This window comes from Subtercola boreus (genome assembly GCF_003399625.1).
GTDB lineage: Bacteria > Actinomycetota > Actinomycetes > Actinomycetales > Microbacteriaceae > Subtercola > Subtercola boreus_C.
This window is the reverse complement of the sequence record NZ_NBXA01000034.1, coordinates 64,563-78,173: the sequence shown is the minus strand read 5'-3', so window position 1 is coordinate 78,173 and position 13,611 is coordinate 64,563. Positions and strand designations below refer to the sequence as shown.

The 13,611-nt window shown below is 68.4% G+C and carries 21 protein-coding genes; 12 read left to right on the top strand and 9 right to left on the bottom strand.

Annotated features, from left to right (window positions below; genetic code table 11):
- Window positions 1–428 precede the first annotated feature (428 nt).
- On the top strand, window positions 429–1,961 hold the full coding sequence (locus B7R21_RS17880) for an MDR family MFS transporter (protein ID WP_437184197.1): 1,533 nt from the start codon (window positions 429–431) through the stop codon (window positions 1,959–1,961).
- Between the two features lie 3 nt (window positions 1,962–1,964).
- Here the strand turns inward: B7R21_RS17880 and B7R21_RS17875 are convergent, their stop codons facing one another.
- A complete protein-coding gene (locus B7R21_RS17875; RefSeq protein ID WP_116284616.1) occupies window positions 1,965–2,342 on the bottom strand; it encodes a hypothetical protein in 378 nt (125 codons plus the stop codon).
- A 96-nt stretch (window positions 2,343–2,438) separates the two neighbouring features.
- Here B7R21_RS17875 and B7R21_RS17870 point away from each other — a divergent pair, with 96 nt between their 5' ends.
- The 7 genes from B7R21_RS17870 to B7R21_RS17840 all read left to right on the top strand — a co-directional run bounded on the left by B7R21_RS17870 (window position 2,439) and on the right by B7R21_RS17840 (window position 6,107).
- The gene (locus tag B7R21_RS17870) at window positions 2,439–3,251 is read left to right on the top strand and encodes a DUF1206 domain-containing protein (protein ID WP_116284615.1); all 813 of its coding nucleotides are present in this window, start codon (window positions 2,439–2,441) and stop codon (window positions 3,249–3,251) included.
- A 67-nt stretch (window positions 3,252–3,318) separates the two neighbouring features.
- Window positions 3,319–3,738 carry a prevent-host-death protein gene (locus B7R21_RS17865; RefSeq protein ID WP_116284614.1) on the top strand — a complete coding sequence of 140 codons (420 nt, stop codon included), beginning with the start codon at window positions 3,319–3,321 and terminating at the stop codon, window positions 3,736–3,738.
- Window positions 3,739–3,751: 13 nt separating this feature from the next.
- Window positions 3,752–4,189, top strand: coding sequence for a cytotoxic translational repressor of toxin-antitoxin stability system (locus B7R21_RS17860; RefSeq protein ID WP_116284613.1), 438 nt, complete (start codon window positions 3,752–3,754; stop codon window positions 4,187–4,189).
- 23 nt (window positions 4,190–4,212) lie between these two features.
- Window positions 4,213–5,160, top strand: coding sequence for a ketopantoate reductase family protein (locus B7R21_RS17855; RefSeq protein WP_116284612.1), 948 nt, complete (start codon window positions 4,213–4,215; stop codon window positions 5,158–5,160).
- Between the two features lie 42 nt (window positions 5,161–5,202).
- Complete coding sequence (locus tag B7R21_RS17850; RefSeq protein WP_116284611.1) at window positions 5,203–5,391, top strand: PLDc N-terminal domain-containing protein; 189 nt, start codon at window positions 5,203–5,205, stop codon at window positions 5,389–5,391.
- A 48-nt stretch (window positions 5,392–5,439) separates the two neighbouring features.
- Entirely contained in the window at window positions 5,440–5,694 is a 255-nt protein-coding gene (locus B7R21_RS17845; protein ID WP_116284610.1) for a type II toxin-antitoxin system Phd/YefM family antitoxin, read from the top strand.
- Window positions 5,691–6,107: a type II toxin-antitoxin system VapC family toxin gene (locus tag B7R21_RS17840; protein ID WP_172592261.1), complete on the top strand. Its 417-nt coding sequence runs from the start codon at window positions 5,691–5,693 to the stop codon at window positions 6,105–6,107. Before B7R21_RS17845 ends, B7R21_RS17840 begins: the two co-directional genes overlap by 4 nt.
- Before the next feature lie 61 nt (window positions 6,108–6,168).
- On the opposite strand, the gene B7R21_RS17835 is transcribed toward B7R21_RS17840, so the two are convergent.
- From B7R21_RS17835 to B7R21_RS17825, 3 genes are all read right to left on the bottom strand, one after another.
- Window positions 6,169–6,378 (bottom strand): hypothetical protein, encoded by a 210-nt coding sequence (locus B7R21_RS17835; protein ID WP_116284608.1) that lies wholly within the window; start codon window positions 6,376–6,378, stop codon window positions 6,169–6,171.
- Between the two features lie 43 nt (window positions 6,379–6,421).
- Window positions 6,422–6,799: a DUF2256 and DUF3253 domain-containing protein gene (locus tag B7R21_RS17830; protein WP_116284607.1), complete on the bottom strand. Its 378-nt coding sequence runs from the start codon at window positions 6,797–6,799 to the stop codon at window positions 6,422–6,424.
- Window positions 6,800–6,889: 90 nt separating this feature from the next.
- On the bottom strand, window positions 6,890–7,198 hold the full coding sequence (locus B7R21_RS17825; protein ID WP_253259899.1) for a DUF7882 family protein: 309 nt from the start codon (window positions 7,196–7,198) through the stop codon (window positions 6,890–6,892).
- Between the two features lie 114 nt (window positions 7,199–7,312).
- Between B7R21_RS17825 and B7R21_RS17820 the strand changes: the two genes are divergently transcribed.
- Window positions 7,313–8,065 carry a DUF429 domain-containing protein gene (locus B7R21_RS17820; protein ID WP_116284606.1) on the top strand — a complete coding sequence of 251 codons (753 nt, stop codon included), beginning with the start codon at window positions 7,313–7,315 and terminating at the stop codon, window positions 8,063–8,065.
- Window positions 8,066–8,074: 9 nt separating this feature from the next.
- On the opposite strand, the gene B7R21_RS17815 is transcribed toward B7R21_RS17820, so the two are convergent.
- Together B7R21_RS17815 and B7R21_RS17810 are read right to left on the bottom strand one after the other, a co-directional pair.
- A complete protein-coding gene (locus tag B7R21_RS17815; protein ID WP_116284605.1) occupies window positions 8,075–8,443 on the bottom strand; it encodes a TIGR02611 family protein in 369 nt (122 codons plus the stop codon).
- A 106-nt stretch (window positions 8,444–8,549) separates the two neighbouring features.
- Entirely contained in the window at window positions 8,550–9,770 is a 1,221-nt protein-coding gene (locus tag B7R21_RS17810; protein WP_116284604.1) for an AI-2E family transporter, read from the bottom strand.
- Between the two features lie 131 nt (window positions 9,771–9,901).
- Between B7R21_RS17810 and B7R21_RS17805 the strand changes: the two genes are divergently transcribed.
- Entirely contained in the window at window positions 9,902–10,399 is a 498-nt protein-coding gene (locus tag B7R21_RS17805; RefSeq protein WP_116284603.1) for a MarR family winged helix-turn-helix transcriptional regulator, read from the top strand.
- Window positions 10,400–10,499: 100 nt separating this feature from the next.
- A complete protein-coding gene (locus tag B7R21_RS17800; protein ID WP_116284602.1) occupies window positions 10,500–10,730 on the top strand; it encodes a hypothetical protein in 231 nt (76 codons plus the stop codon).
- Between the two features lie 10 nt (window positions 10,731–10,740).
- Here B7R21_RS17800 and B7R21_RS17795 read toward each other — a convergent pair whose 3' ends face one another.
- Window positions 10,741–11,535, bottom strand: a complete 795-nt coding sequence (locus B7R21_RS17795; protein ID WP_116284601.1) for a class I SAM-dependent methyltransferase — start codon at window positions 11,533–11,535, stop codon at window positions 10,741–10,743.
- 63 nt (window positions 11,536–11,598) lie between these two features.
- Entirely contained in the window at window positions 11,599–12,456 is an 858-nt protein-coding gene (locus tag B7R21_RS17790; RefSeq protein ID WP_116284600.1) for an SDR family oxidoreductase, read from the bottom strand.
- A gap of 106 nt (window positions 12,457–12,562) precedes the next feature.
- Here B7R21_RS17790 and B7R21_RS17785 point away from each other — a divergent pair, with 106 nt between their 5' ends.
- Window positions 12,563–12,952 carry a winged helix-turn-helix transcriptional regulator gene (locus B7R21_RS17785; protein WP_116284599.1) on the top strand — a complete coding sequence of 130 codons (390 nt, stop codon included), beginning with the start codon at window positions 12,563–12,565 and terminating at the stop codon, window positions 12,950–12,952.
- Between the two features lie 96 nt (window positions 12,953–13,048).
- On the opposite strand, the gene B7R21_RS17780 is transcribed toward B7R21_RS17785, so the two are convergent.
- Entirely contained in the window at window positions 13,049–13,480 is a 432-nt protein-coding gene (locus tag B7R21_RS17780; protein ID WP_116284598.1) for a helix-turn-helix domain-containing protein, read from the bottom strand.
- Window positions 13,481–13,611: the final 131 nt, after the last annotated feature.

Sequence of the window (13,611 nt, the reverse complement as noted above, 5' to 3'; positions counted from 1 at the left end):
GCGGTGACCGCGGCCGCGAACCGGCCACGCCGGGTCGGCAGGCCTGCTGACGTGGCCAGCGGCGCGGCAGAGCCGGCGGGTGCCGCCGTCTCCGGCCTGTCGATGGTGAGTGTTTCTCGGGTCATGCAACAAGCCAACCATGCCCGGCGATGATCCGAAACCGAATATCGAAAGTGGTGCAGAACTCGCAGATCTCGCCGGTTGTGGACGAGAAGACGAGAGCAGGGGAGCGGAACCGGGGGATGCGCAACTCCGCCGACTGCGCTAATGTGTACGATGTTCACATGACCCACCCGGGCGTGGCGCGGAATAAACAATGCCCCGCCCGTCTTCTCCCGAACAGCCCGACGGATCGCTTTCGAATTCCCGCATCGAATTCCCGCATCGAATCCCGCACTGCACTCCCGCTTGAACCGACAGGAGCCCTGGTGTCTGACAAGACCCTCCCCGACACACGATCCGCACAGCGCGCGACCACCGCCACCGCCACCGCGACCACCGCCACCCCGACCATCCAGAGCGACGAAGAGACGCGCCTCGCCGCCCGCAACAAGCTGGTCATCGGCATCCTCCTCGTCAGCGCGTTCATCGTCATCCTGAACGAGACCATCATGAGCGTGGCCCTGCCGCGCCTCATGGAAGACCTCGACATCCCCGCCGAATCGGCCCAGTGGCTCACCACCGCGTTCATGCTCACGATGGCCGTGGTCATCCCGATCACCGGCTTCCTGCTGCAGCGTTTCAACACCCGCCCCGTCTTCATCGCCGCGATGACCTTCTTCAGCATCGGCACGTTCGTGGCCGCGATGGCGCCCGGCTTCGAGGTGCTGCTCATCGCCCGCGTCATCCAGGCCTGCGGCACCGCGATCATGATGCCGCTGCTGATGACCACCGTCATGACGCTGGTGCCGGCATCCTCCCGCGGACGCACCATGGGCAACATCTCGATCGTCATCTCGGTCGCACCCGCCATCGGCCCGACCATCTCGGGACTCATCCTGAGCGTTCTCGACTGGCGCTGGATGTTCTGGCTCGTGCTGCCGATCGCCCTCGCCGGTCTCATCGTCGGAGCCCTCCGCATCCCGAACGTGACCACCCCCCGCAAGGCGCCGTTCGATGTTCTCTCGGTCATCCTCTCTGTCTTCGGTTTCGGCGGCCTGGTCTACGGCCTCACCACCATCGGTGGTGCGAATGCGATGAGCTGGATGCCCGTCTGGGGTCCGCTCGTCGTCGGGCTGGTCGCTTTGGGGCTCTTTGTGCTGCGTCAGCTGCAGTTGCAGCGCACGGATCGCGCGCTGCTCGATCTCCGCACGTTCCTCTCGAAGAACTTCACCCTGTCGATCGTGATGTTCGCGATCAGCATGATGGCACTGTTCGGCACGCTCATCCTCCTGCCGCTGTACCTGCAGAACGTGCTGCGCCTCGATACCCTCTCGACCGGGCTGTTGCTGCTGCCGGGTGGACTCGTGATGGGTGTTCTCGCACCCTTCGTCGGGCGGATCTACGACAAGCGCGGCCCGATGGTGCTGCTCGTTCCCGGCGCGATCATCGTGAGCGCGGTGCTCTGGTCGCTCACCATGGTCACTTCGACCACACCCGTGCCGCTCATCCTGACCGCTCACATCGTGCTGAGCGTCGGTCTCGCGCTGATGTTCACGCCGCTGTTCACGGCGAGCCTCGGTTCACTGAAGCCGGCGCTCTACTCACACGGCAGTGCTGTCGTCGGAACCGTTCAGCAGGTCGCCGGTGCGGCCGGCACGGCGGTGTTCGTGACGCTGATGTCGTCGAGGGCGGCGTCTCTGGTGGCGACGGGGTCCGACCCGATCCTCGCTCAGACCGACGGCATCCGTGCGGCGTTCCTCGTCGGCGCGATCGTCTCGCTCGGGGCTGTCGCGGTGGCGTTCTTCGTGCGGAAGCCGGTCGACCAGCCGGGCGGCGCGCCCGCCCCGATGGGCCACTGACCCCTAAGCGAAGATGCGGAACCCGTTCGCCACGCGGTTCACCGGCACGAACACGGCGAACAGCGGAACGATGATGCGCAGCATGTAGACGATGACCGTGATGTCGGCCAGGTCGACAATGAGGAACAGCACGATCGCGATCAGCCCGAACAGCAGGGTGCGGAGGGCGGTGCGCACCCAGTCCACGAAGAGCAGCGCGAACCCGACGCACACGAGAACCAGCCCGGTGTCGACGACGAAGGCTCCGAGCAGCGGGTTCTCGACGAGATGGGCGATGCTGAACAGCACGATGCCGACGGCCCACATGGTGACGAATGCCAACCCGGCGACCGGCTTCGGCAACGCCCTGCCCGGAGACCTGACCACGATGTTGTCGACCATTGCGCTGTAACTCCTCGTTCGGGATCTGCTGGAACCTGCAATGAGCTTATCCTGCAACCCCGCCCACTGTTTCAGGGCCGCCGTTACGCTGAACGGATGACCGGTAATCCTGCATCCCACGCCGTCCGCCAGGCAGAGAACAGCCCGGTGTTCCGCGTGCTAGCCCGTCTCGGCTACGCAGTCAACGGGCTCCTCCACGTGCTGATCGGCATCATCGCCCTGACCGTGGCGCTCGGCTCGGGTGGCGGCGAGTCGGCCGACCAGACCGGCGCCCTCGGGCAGCTCGCCGCGAACCCCGCGGGCCGCGCTCTCCTCTGGGTGATCGTCGTCGGTCTCGTCGCGCTCGGGCTCTGGCAGGTCGTCGCGGGATTCCAGGTCAGGAACAGCGACCCGAAGAAGGCCTGGGGCAAGCGGGCCTCCGAGTTCGGCAAGGCCGTCGCTTATCTCGCGGTCGGCGCGACGGCGCTCACCTTCGCGCTCGGCGGCTCGAAGAGTTCATCCGATTCGAGCCAGAGCGCCAGCGCAACGGCACTGGCCGCCCCCGGAGGTGTCTTCGCGATCGTCGTGGTGGGCCTGGTGGTGGCCGGCATCGGCGTCTTCTTCGTCTTCCGTGGTGTCACCCGGCGGTTCACCAAAGACCTGTCGCTGCCGTCCGGCCCTGTCGGCACCGCCGTCGTCGTGGTGGGTGCCGCTGGCTACATCGCGAAGGGCATCGCGCTCGCGGTGGTCGGGGTGCTGTTCATCGTCGCGGCGGTGACGTTCGACCCCGCCAAGGCGACGGGAATGGATGGCGCCCTGAAGGCGCTCGCCGCCCTGCCGTTCGGAACGGTCATCCTCATCGCGGTGGGTGTCGGCCTGATCGCCTACGGCGCCTACCTCGGCGCCCGGGCCCGCTGGGGCAGGCTCTGACATACGTTGTGTACAGCACGTACATGATGTACTTGACCGCCAGGCTTGACGACGGCAGGATGGATGCATGAACCTCCTCACGCGCTACGAATCAGCCTCTGCTGCCCGGGCGGACTTCAAGGGCCTGCTCGATGCGGCGGAGAGCGGCCGCGTCGTCACTGTGCTGCGTTCGGATCACCAGTCCGCTGTTGTCGATGCCGAACGGCTCCGTGATTACTTCTGTCGAACCGTGTCGCCGAACGCCGAGATCTTCGCCGAAGACGGAGGGTGGGTCATCCTGATGCCCGGCCGGCCCTTCGCGGCAGAGGCCAGCGGCTATGACGCGGTTGTCAGCGAGATGATCGCCGTGCTGAGGGAGTATGCGGAGGATTGGCAGGATCACCTCGTCACCGTGCCGAACCACTCCCAGAATTGGGGGCTCGTGCAGTTGATCGAGCTGTCCACAGATGATCAGCTGAAGGCGTGGCTCCTCGGAGGCTCGGAATGACGGGTAGCGCAGTATGAGCCGCTATCCCGCTCCCACGCGCGAGCACCACGACGACTTCTGTGTCGCAGAGAAGTGGATGCTGGTGCGGGGATCTGCCGGCAAGCCGGTGAGGCACCACCGCACCTATGAACTGACTCTCGGGTCGGGGTCGGTTCTGCGAACGCGCATCTCGAAACCGATCGATCGCAGCACGTACGGGCCCTCGATGTGGTCGCACATCCTTCGCGACCAGCTCTCGGTGAGCGCCGACGAGTTCTGGGCCTGCGTCGATCGGGGAGTGCTCCCGGCTCGCGGCGTCGTCGAGGCGTCGGCCGAGATGTTGCCGTTGCACCTCATGAACGAGCTCGTGACCCGCGCCGGACTTCAGCCCGACGCGGCGATCCTGCTCACGAGGGCGGAGGCGCTCGAGAGGCTGCGCCAGTATTGGATGGACGAAGGCAGCGGGCGCTGACGCTCGCGGCGAGAGGGAGCAACGTGCGGGTACTGGTTGTGGGCGCGGGAGCCGTCGGTGGCTACTTCGGGGGCAGGCTCCTCGCGGCGGGGAGGGACGTCACGTTTCTCGTGAGGCCGGCGCGGGCCGCTGCGCTCCAGGCCGATGGGCTCGTGGTGCGTACCCTTGACGGCGACGATGTGGTCGTGCCGGAGCCCGCGACGGTGCAGGCCGGCGAGCTGGCGGGCGCCGGAGGGTTCGACGCGGTGCTGCTCTCGGTGAAGGCGTATGCGCTCGAGCAGGCTCTGGATGACCTGGCCCCCGCCATCGGAGCGAAGACGTTCGTCGTCCCGGCCCTCAACGGCGTGCGCCACATCGATGTGCTGCGTGAACGGTTCGGCGCTGGGCGCGTAGTGGGCGGAGTCTGCGTCGTCGCCGCCCAGGTCGAGCCGGACGGCAGCATCCGCCAGGTCGGAGCAGGCAACAGTCTCTCGTACGGTGAGTTCGACGGCTCGATCAGCGACCGGATGCTCGAACTCGACGCCTCGCTCACAGGGGCGGGTTTTCGCACGAGAATTTCACAGACCATCGACCTCGACCTGTGGGAGAAGTGGGTGATGCTGGCATCGGGAGGCTCGCTCACCACCCTGATGCGCAGCACGGTCGGGTCCATCGTGGCCGCGCCGGGCGGGCTCGCCCTCGCGACCGGGCTCGCCGAGGAGTGCTTCGCTGTCGCCACGGCGGCAGGTTTTCCTCCGCGGGAGACGCAGCGTGCGTTCGTGCTCGACACCCTCACGGCAGAGGGGTCGACGTTCGGCACGTCGATGTTCCGCGACCTGATGGGCGGTGCCGAAGTGGAGTCGGATCAGATCGTGGGCGACCTCGTCGCGCGGGCCGGTGTGCTCGGGGTGCCGGTTCCGCTGCTGTCGCTCGCGAACACGAACCTGTCGGTCTACCGTGCTGAGCGGGCGGCGCGGCTGGGGTGGTCCTAGGGTTGATCCGAGCGCCCCGAGCGGGGCAGAGAGGTGGATCCTGTGGACCCGATTTCCGGAGGCCTCGGCCTCATCGGCCTGATCATCTTCATTGTGACCGTCGTGTCGATCGTGCGGAATCCCAACCACGGCGCCGTCGGCAAGTTCCTCTGGATCCTGGCGGCGTTCTTCCTGAACATCCTCGGCTCGATCCTCTGGCTGGTCTTCGGCCGCGGTCGCGTGCGCAACTGATCGAGGGTGTGTATTCTGGCTAGGTGATCTAGCCAGAAAGGATCCGCCATGGTCTCGGTCAATGTGCTCGACGCTCGCAACAGTCTCTCCAAGCTGGTGGCAGCCGCGGCCGACGGCGAAGACGTGGTCATCTCCAAGCGGGGTCGCCCGATCGTCCGGCTTGTGCGAGTCGACGCCGAGCCTCAGCACACGGGGAGCCGTGCGGCCGAGTGGTTGACCCGCAATCCACCTCCCGCCTATTCGGAGCGAACGACAGACGAACTCGACGCACAGATCACTGCGGAGAGGGATGCCTGGGAGTGATCTACCTCGACTCCTGCATTGTGATCTACGCGGTCGAAGACGCGGGGGCCCTCGGAACCGCTGTGCGGCAGAGGCTGGCGTCGATCGCAGACGAGACCGTCGCCATCAGCTCGCTGGTGAAGCTCGAATGCCTGGTCGGGCCGCTCCGGAACGATGACCTGGCGCTGGCGGATCACTACCGGCGGGCATTCGAACAGTTTGCGCTGGTCGAACTGTCGGATGTGCAGTACCAGCGCGCCGCCGAGCTTCGGGCGCGTCACGGCATCACGACCCCCGACGCGCTGCACCTCGCCGCGGCGCAGGGTGCGGGTTGCACCGAACTCTGGACAGCCGATTCCCGGCTTGCGGCCGTGTCGCACGGGCTGGCCGTCGACGTTCTGGCGCCGGGGCCGGGGGGAATCCTGGAGCGGTGAGAGGGGCGGGTGGGATGCCGTGTGCTGGCATTGGTGCGGGTGCGGGTGCAGCCGCGGATGCTCAGGGCAGCCGGGAGCGCCTGGCGATCATCCGGGGCGCGATCCAGACCAGGGCTATCGTGCCCACGATCGCCCGCACGACGGCGAAGACGAGAACCCACCAGCCGAGTGCGTTGCCGCCGAGCAGCAGGCCGATGCCGATGAGTACCAGCGCGACATCCGCGGCGTAGGGAACCTTCAGCCAGAACATCAGTCGGCGGGTGGGATCCATGTTCCCATTCTGCGCTCAGATCTCCCCGAGCCGGCGCCTCCCCTCAGGAACGACGCCGGCGGATCCGGATCGGGCCCTTCGCCGTCGAGGGATCCACGACCTTCCCGCCCTGCGTGATCTCGACCTCACCCGCGGCCACCATGCGCCGCGCGGCCCGTCGCACCGGCTCCATCAGCGCACGCCATTCGTCTTCGTCGGCGGTCATCGTGCGCACCACATCCGACGGGCAGATCGTCGACGTCGCCGACCGCGCCGCGAGCAGGGTGCGGATGCCCGTCTCGAGCTCCCGGTCGACCGCTGACACCTTGCGCCGCCGGCACGCGTCGCTGCAGTACAGCACGTCGTCCCAGTTGCGCTCCCACTTCTTTCGCCACTCGATGCGGCGGCCACAGGAGGCGCAGGTCTTGTCAGCGGGAGGCATGGATCAATTCTCGGTCGGTCACGGCCGGTGGCCAGGGGGGTTGCGCGGCGGGGAGGAGCGAACCCCTGCTCACGGATGACGGGGCCCCGGTCATCCGGAGACCCGCGCCGGCTCATCCACGAGAACAAGGCCCGACGAGTTGTTCGCAGTCTCGACCAGCGCCTCGACCCATGCCCGGTTGAGGGGGCCCGTGCGCCCGGCGAACTGGAACCGCAGGGCGATAGCCGGGTGGATCCAGAGCACGGTGTGGCCCGAGCCGTTCCGCGCCTGGTTGGCGAAGTGGAACGTGAACGGCTCACCCCGCCCCAGTTTCTGCACAATCGCTGCTCGCAGGTGAGCGAGGGTGCGATCGTCGAACTCGAGCGTCGCCGCGGGACTGCCGTACATGATGCTTCCCACCGTGAACCTCCTCGGCATCGCCTTTCGGCGCGCCCGTTCGGGGACAGGAGGGATTCGGAGCCGGGAGCGCGGACAGATTGCCGGAGCCTGCCGGGAGCTTGTTACGCTGCTCGGATGATCACCGCCGGCGTCGACCTTGCCGCCGAACCGAAGGGCACGGCGCTCGCCGTCATCGAGTGGTCGGAACAGGCCGGCCGGGCCACCCTCACCTCGCTCATCCTCGGCGTCGACGACGCACTGGTCGCAGACACGGCCGAGCGGGTCGACAAGCTCGGGATCGACTGCGCCCTCGGTTGGCCCGACGAGTTCGTGGAGTTCCTGGTGGCGCACCACGAGGGGCGGGCGCTCGACCCCGGTGTCGACGGCGGCATGGACTGGCGGCGCACCCTCGCCTACCGCGAGACCGACCGGGTGGTGCGCGAGCGCACAGGGCGGTGGCCGCTCAGCGTGTCGACGGATCGGCTCGGGCTCACCGCCATGCGTGCGGCCGGCATGCTCGCGCGGATCGCCGAACGCGGCATCCCGATCGACAGGTCGGGCAGCGGGCTCGTGGTCGAGATCTACCCGGTCGCGTCGCTCCGGCTCTGGGGACTCACGACGGCCGGATACCGGGCGGATGCCCTCCGCCGCGCCGAACTCATCGACGACCTGCTGGCGGCCGCACCCTGGTTCGACGTGCAGGGTTTCCGGCCGCTGATGCTGGGCTCGACCGACGCCTTCGACGCGGTCGTCGCGGCACTGGCCACACGGGCGGCCGCGGTTGGGCTCGCCGATCAACCGGGGGACCGGATGCTCGCCCGAACTCGGCGCGAGGGCTGGGTGGCGCTGCCGAACGGGTCGTTGCAGTCACTCGTCGATCCGCGCTGACGCGGGCTGCTACTGCGTGGCGGCGGCGCGTTCCCGGCGGGCGATGCGTTCGGCGCGTTCAGCGCGCCGACGGTGCCACCACGCGGTGGCTCGGCTGAGCATCCGGCGGAGGAACGCGTTGAAGCGCCGTGCCACGGCGAACTCGGTGCCGAGCACGGCGAACCCGAGGAAGACGATCAGCCAGCCGGGTCCCGGCAGCGGGATCAGCACAATGCCGACCAGCACGATCGTGATGCCCACGACTGCCAGCGCAAGCAGGTAGGCGAACCTGAGCTTCGGGTGCAGCTCGATGTAGGCCCGCCGCCGGGCGAGCCACAACCGGAAGGGGTGCCGGGGCGAGCTGCCTTCGGCCGCACTTCGTTCCACCGCGCTCGTCATGCCTCAACGGTAGGAGTCGGGGCTGAGAATTCGGGGAGACGCCGGTCGACACCCAGCGCTTCCCCAGCCGCCGACGCGCGCGCCCTCCCGCCGACGCGCGCCTCCTCTAAGGCGTTGCGAGTCCGTTCGGTGCGACATCGGCGTCACCCGAGCGCGGCTTCGATGTGCCTCGCCGCCAGAACGGCGGCTTCCGGGGCGGGTCGGGCTGCTCGTCGTGGTTCCAGACCTTGATGATCGCCCACGAGACGGCCGCGATCGGCACCGCGAGCACGGCCCCGACGATTCCCCCGAGGATGGTGCCGGCGGTCAGCGCCACCAGGATCACGAGGGGGTGCAGCTTCAGCGAGTTCGCCATCACGACCGGCTGCAGCAGGTTTCCTTCGAGCTGGTTCACGAGAACGACGATCAGGATCACGAGCAGCGCGACGAACGGACCGTTGGCGACCAGGGCCACGAGAGCTGCGAGGATCCCGGCGAGGGTGGCCCCGACGATCGGGATGAACGCGGTGACGAACACGATGACGGCCAGCGGCAGCGCCAGTGGCACTCCGAGCACTGCTGCGCCGGCCCCGATGAAGACCGCATCGACGAAGGCGACGACAGCGGTTCCCCGCACGTAACCGCCGAACGTCTTCACAGCGGTGTGCCCGATCCGGTGCCCGCGCTCCAGGCGGTAGCCGTGGAAGGGCCGCAGGAAGAACGCCCAGATGCGGTCGCCGTCCTTCAGCAAGAAGAACAGGATGACGAAGGCGAGCACCGCCCCCGTGATGACCGACCCCGCCGCGGAGACCCCCGCGATGGCGCCGGTGCCGAACTGGCTGCTCGTCAGGAAACCGACGACCGTGTCGCGAGCCGAGTCGAACTGCTCCTGGCTGATGTTGAAGGGCCCGTTCTGCACGAACTGCTGCAGCTGGTTCACGCCCTCGACCGCCGAGCTCGACAGGGAGTCCCACTGCCCCTCGACCGCGAACACGATGAGGGTGATGATTCCGCCGAACACGACGACGCCGGCGATCAGGGTGACCCACGTGGAGATCGCGGCCGACAGGCCGTGCCTGCGAAGGAAGGAGATCACGGGGCTGAGCGCCGAGGCGAGGATCAGCGCGATCAGCACCGGGATCACCACGAGCTTCAGCTGCACCAGTGCGAAGACGATGCCGACGGCGAGCACGAGCAACACGATGACCTGCCCGCTCCGGATGGCGACCTGGCCGAACTTGTCGGTCAGGAGGTCCCGAAGAGAGGGGCGGCGGGAGTCGGTCGTAGCGGGTTCGCCGGATGGGGTGGCGGGCGTGGCGTCAGGCTGGTCGGCGCGTGTTGCTGGCATGCGTCAACCCTAGGGCGGCGGCCTCCGGAGCGCCGAAGTCTGCGGCGTGCTTGACAGCGGGCCGTCGGGACCAGGTGGAAAGAGTCGACCGTCAACGGTTGTTGCGTCAAGCATGGGGTTAGGCTTCTGGCATGACGGAACAGCGCTGGCTCTCCGCGGAGGAATCCCGCGCCTGGAAGAAGTTCATCGCTGTCGTCGAGCTTCTGCCCGGCACGCTCGACTCCCAGTTGCAACGGGATGCCGAACTCACGCACTTCGAGTACTTCACGCTCGCGATGCTCTCCGAGGCGCCCGAGCACACGTTGCGGATGACGGCGCTCGCCGCGGTGACCAACTCCACCCTGCCCAGGCTGTCGCACGTCGCGAGCCGGCTGGAGCAGCGGGGGTACCTCCGGAGGAGCCCGTGCTCCGAGGATCGCCGCGCCACCAACGCCTCGCTCACAGATGAGGGTTGGCAGAAAGTTGTGCACACCGCTCCCGGCCATGTCGCCACGGTACGTACGAACGTCATCGATCCACTCGACCGTTCCGATGTGAGAGAACTCGACCGCATCATGGGCAAGATGCTCCGGAAACTCGACCCGGACAACCGGTTCCAGGCCCTGGGCAACGACGCTGACGAGCAGTGATCCCGCCGCCAGGGCAGTACACCTAGCGCTGCCCGCCCCGCCCCGTCAAGCGCCGCGACCGGCGCGGCGGCGATCCAGCCGGGAGTGCTAGACATGGAACATGAAGAACAAAGTCGGTTTCGTATTCGTCGCTCTCGTCGCCTTTCTCGCCTACACGCTGGGAGCCAAGGCCGGTAAGGCTCGCTACAAGGAGATCTCCTCGGCTGTCAGCAGCTTCTGGAACGACCCGAAGGTCAAGAAGGCTCGGAAGCGCGCTCTGAGCGATGCCAAGAAGGCCACGGAGTCTGCCGCCAAGAAGGCAGAGAAGGCCGCCAAGAAGCGCTTCTCCTGACGCCAGATGCTCAGGGCGTGACGCGGGCCAGGGTGACGCGGGTCACGTAGGGCATTGGGTACGTGGTGAGCGAGGCGAGGTCCGGATGCTCGTCGAGCAGTCGTTCGACGAGGCGCACGACGTTCGCCCGCTCGTGTGGCTGCAACGCGATGATGTAGCTCCGCGATGTGACCATGGCGAGCAGTTGCTCGCGGTTCAGTGGGTTCTCCCAGGTGAATTCGCTGTGGGCGGTCGGGGCGAGGGGCGCCGCGACCTTCGGCGTGCGGCTGTCGTACTGCTCGGCGGCCGAGGGCTCGATGATTCCGGTCAGGCGGGCGACCCAGTCGACGCTCTCGTCGCGGATGTTCCAGACGAGAGCGAGCAGGCCGCCCGGCTTCAGAACGCGGGCGACCTCAGCCGAGGCTGCTGGCACGTCGACCCAGTGCCAGGCCTGAGCGAAGGTCACCAGGTCGGCGGAGGCGTCGTCGAGGGGGAGCTCTTCGCCCGTGCCTGCGAGGGTGACGACCTCCGTCAGCTTCGCTGCCAGCGTCTCTCGCATGGCGGCGTCCGGTTCGACGGCGACGACCCGCGCACCGTGGCCGAGCAGCGAGGCGGTGAACTTGCCCGTGCCCGCACCCACGTCGACGAGGGTGCGGGTCGTCGAGCCTGCGGCACGGGCGAGCCGGTCATCCGGATGCCCGGCCGCGAGCTCCCCGAGCTCCCCGCGGATCCAGTCGATCGCTTCGGTGGGGTAGCCGGGGCGGCCGAGTTCGTAGTCGCCGACGGCCCTTCCGAAAGAGAGGGCGTGTTCGGTGTCTCGTGTCATGGTGCTCTCAGTCTAGAAAGCTCCGGGGCGAGAGGGAACGTCGGCCGCCTGCGCGGCCGTTCGTCAGGCTGCGAGGGTGCGGAGGGTGTCGGCGACCGGGGTCGTGGGGCGGCCGATGAGCGCCGACAGGTCGTCGGACGACTTGTCGAGCGCGCCGGTCGCGATGTTCGCGTCGAGCCCCACCACGAAGCCCACGGTTCCGTCGTCGAGACCCGCGGCCCGGAGTGCGGCGGTGTGGGCATCCGGTGTCAGCGGCTCGAAGGCCACGGCGCGGCCGAGCACCTCGCTCAGGGTGGCGGCGAAGTCGGAACCGTTCCAGGCGGTGTCTCCGGAGAGTTCGTAGACCGCGCCTTCGTGGCCGTCGGTGGTCAGCACGACCGCGGCGGCCTCGGCATAGTCCTCGCGCGAGGCGCTGGCGACCCGGCCCTCGCCGGTGCTGGCGGCGTAGACACCGGTGCCGGCGACCTGCGCCAGGGTCGAGGCGTAGTTCTCGGTGTACCAGTTGTTGCGGAGGATCGTGAACGGCACCCCGCTCGCCCGCAGGTACTCCTCGGTCGCCTTGTGCTCGGGCGCGAGGATGAGGTCGGTGCTGTCGGCGCGCGGGGCGCTCGTGTAGACGATCCGCGAGATGCCGGCCGTCTTCGCGGCGTCGATGGCGTTCCGGTGCTGCTCGACGCGTCCGCCGAGGTCGCTGCCCGAGACGAGCAGAAGGGTGTCGGCGCCCTCGAACGCGGCGGCGAGGGTGGCGGGGTCGGCGAAGTCGATGACGGCGGTGCGCACGCCGAGGCTCTTCAGGGCATCCACCTTCTCCGGGTTGCGACCGGCCGCGACGATGTCGGATGCGGCGACTCCACGGGCGAGGAGGTGGGTGAGGGCGAGGCGACCGAGGTGGCCGGTGGCTCCGGTGACGACAATGGACATGAGTGCTCCTTGGGGCGGTGGTGTACGTGCTGACGTGGGGTGCAACGACCGCGGCGACCGACTACTTCCCAGATGGGGGTACCCACTTTTTGGTAAGTTACTAACCATGACTGTCACCGAGCCCACGTCGGCTGCGGCCGTGCGCGCCGCCATCCTTCCCGCCGACCCGTTCTCGGCGAACTGTGCCAGCAGGGTCGTGCTCGACCATGTGACGAGCAAGTGGGGTGTGCTGGTGATCGTGGCGCTGGCCGACCAGTCGCAGCGGTGGGGTGAACTCCGGCGGAGCATCCAGGGCATCAGCGAGAAGATGCTGGCCCAGACCCTCCGCACCCTCGAGGCCGACGGGCTCGTGGTGCGAACGGTGCAGGGCACGGTGCCGCCGCGGGTCGACTACGAGCTGAGCCCGCTCGGCCACGACCTCGCGCTGCGCCTGCTCCCGCTGATCGCCTGGGTCGGCGAGCACGCCGTCGAGATCGTCGCGCGCCCGCCCGCCTGACGCGCCCCCGCCTCCCCCGCCCGCCCCGGAGTTCGACTGGGGAGTTCCGGTCGGTCTGGCATCACGATGGCGACCGGAACTCCCGAGTCGATGGGGTCAGCGGGCGGTGGCCGGGGTGGGAGTGACTGGGGCGGGGGTTGGGGGGCGGGATGACTGGAGGTAGGTCATGGCGTCGGCGAGGCGGAAGCGGCGGTGCGTTCCGCGGTACTCGACCGGGATGCGGCCCTCGTTCGCGAGCCGCAGGAGGTAGGTCGCCGAGATGCCGATCAGGGCTGCGGCTTGCGAGGTGGTGAGCAGGGCATCCGTCGATCCGACGACGACGGACTCCCCGTCGGCGAAGCGCTGCAGCAGGTCGAGCACAGCGCCTCGAACCGCGGGTGGCACCGTGACGGAACGGCCGTCGATGCTCAGCTCTCTGGCGGACGCCGGCTGGCCGTCAGGGGTCTGGATGCCCGCCAGCGCAGCCCCGAGCCGCTTCGCCGCCGCGGGGTCGATGGCTTCGGTCGCGCGTTCCCTGAGCAGTGGCATCCGAACTCCCCGAGTCGAGGCGCCCGGTTCGTGGGGCGCGCTTCCATCGTAGGGCGGGGGCCTCCCCTGCGGCCCGCCGGCGCCGGGAGGATGCCGAACCACGGGCGTCGGCGGCTCCGCCTACACTCGGG

Coding starts and splice junctions, on each gene's coding strand:
- B7R21_RS17875 (WP_116284616.1), bottom strand. CDS start 2,342: ATGGTCGACAACATCGTGGTCAGGTCTCCGGGCAGGGCGTTGCCGAAG.
- B7R21_RS17870 (WP_116284615.1), top strand. CDS start 2,439: ATGACCGGTAATCCTGCATCCCACGCCGTCCGCCAGGCAGAGAACAGC.
- B7R21_RS17865 (WP_116284614.1), top strand. CDS start 3,319: ATGAACCTCCTCACGCGCTACGAATCAGCCTCTGCTGCCCGGGCGGAC.
- B7R21_RS17860 (WP_116284613.1), top strand. CDS start 3,752: ATGAGCCGCTATCCCGCTCCCACGCGCGAGCACCACGACGACTTCTGT.
- B7R21_RS17845 (WP_116284610.1), top strand. CDS start 5,440: ATGGTCTCGGTCAATGTGCTCGACGCTCGCAACAGTCTCTCCAAGCTG.
- B7R21_RS17835 (WP_116284608.1), bottom strand. CDS start 6,378: ATGGATCCCACCCGCCGACTGATGTTCTGGCTGAAGGTTCCCTACGCC.
- B7R21_RS17830 (WP_116284607.1), bottom strand. CDS start 6,799: ATGCCTCCCGCTGACAAGACCTGCGCCTCCTGTGGCCGCCGCATCGAG.
- B7R21_RS17820 (WP_116284606.1), top strand. CDS start 7,313: ATGATCACCGCCGGCGTCGACCTTGCCGCCGAACCGAAGGGCACGGCG.
- B7R21_RS17815 (WP_116284605.1), bottom strand. CDS start 8,443: ATGACGAGCGCGGTGGAACGAAGTGCGGCCGAAGGCAGCTCGCCCCGG.
- B7R21_RS17810 (WP_116284604.1), bottom strand. CDS start 9,770: ATGCCAGCAACACGCGCCGACCAGCCTGACGCCACGCCCGCCACCCCA.
- B7R21_RS17805 (WP_116284603.1), top strand. CDS start 9,902: ATGACGGAACAGCGCTGGCTCTCCGCGGAGGAATCCCGCGCCTGGAAG.
- B7R21_RS17800 (WP_116284602.1), top strand. CDS start 10,500: ATGAAGAACAAAGTCGGTTTCGTATTCGTCGCTCTCGTCGCCTTTCTC.
- B7R21_RS17795 (WP_116284601.1), bottom strand. CDS start 11,535: ATGACACGAGACACCGAACACGCCCTCTCTTTCGGAAGGGCCGTCGGC.
- B7R21_RS17790 (WP_116284600.1), bottom strand. CDS start 12,456: ATGTCCATTGTCGTCACCGGAGCCACCGGCCACCTCGGTCGCCTCGCC.
- B7R21_RS17785 (WP_116284599.1), top strand. CDS start 12,563: ATGACTGTCACCGAGCCCACGTCGGCTGCGGCCGTGCGCGCCGCCATC.
- B7R21_RS17780 (WP_116284598.1), bottom strand. CDS start 13,480: ATGCCACTGCTCAGGGAACGCGCGACCGAAGCCATCGACCCCGCGGCG.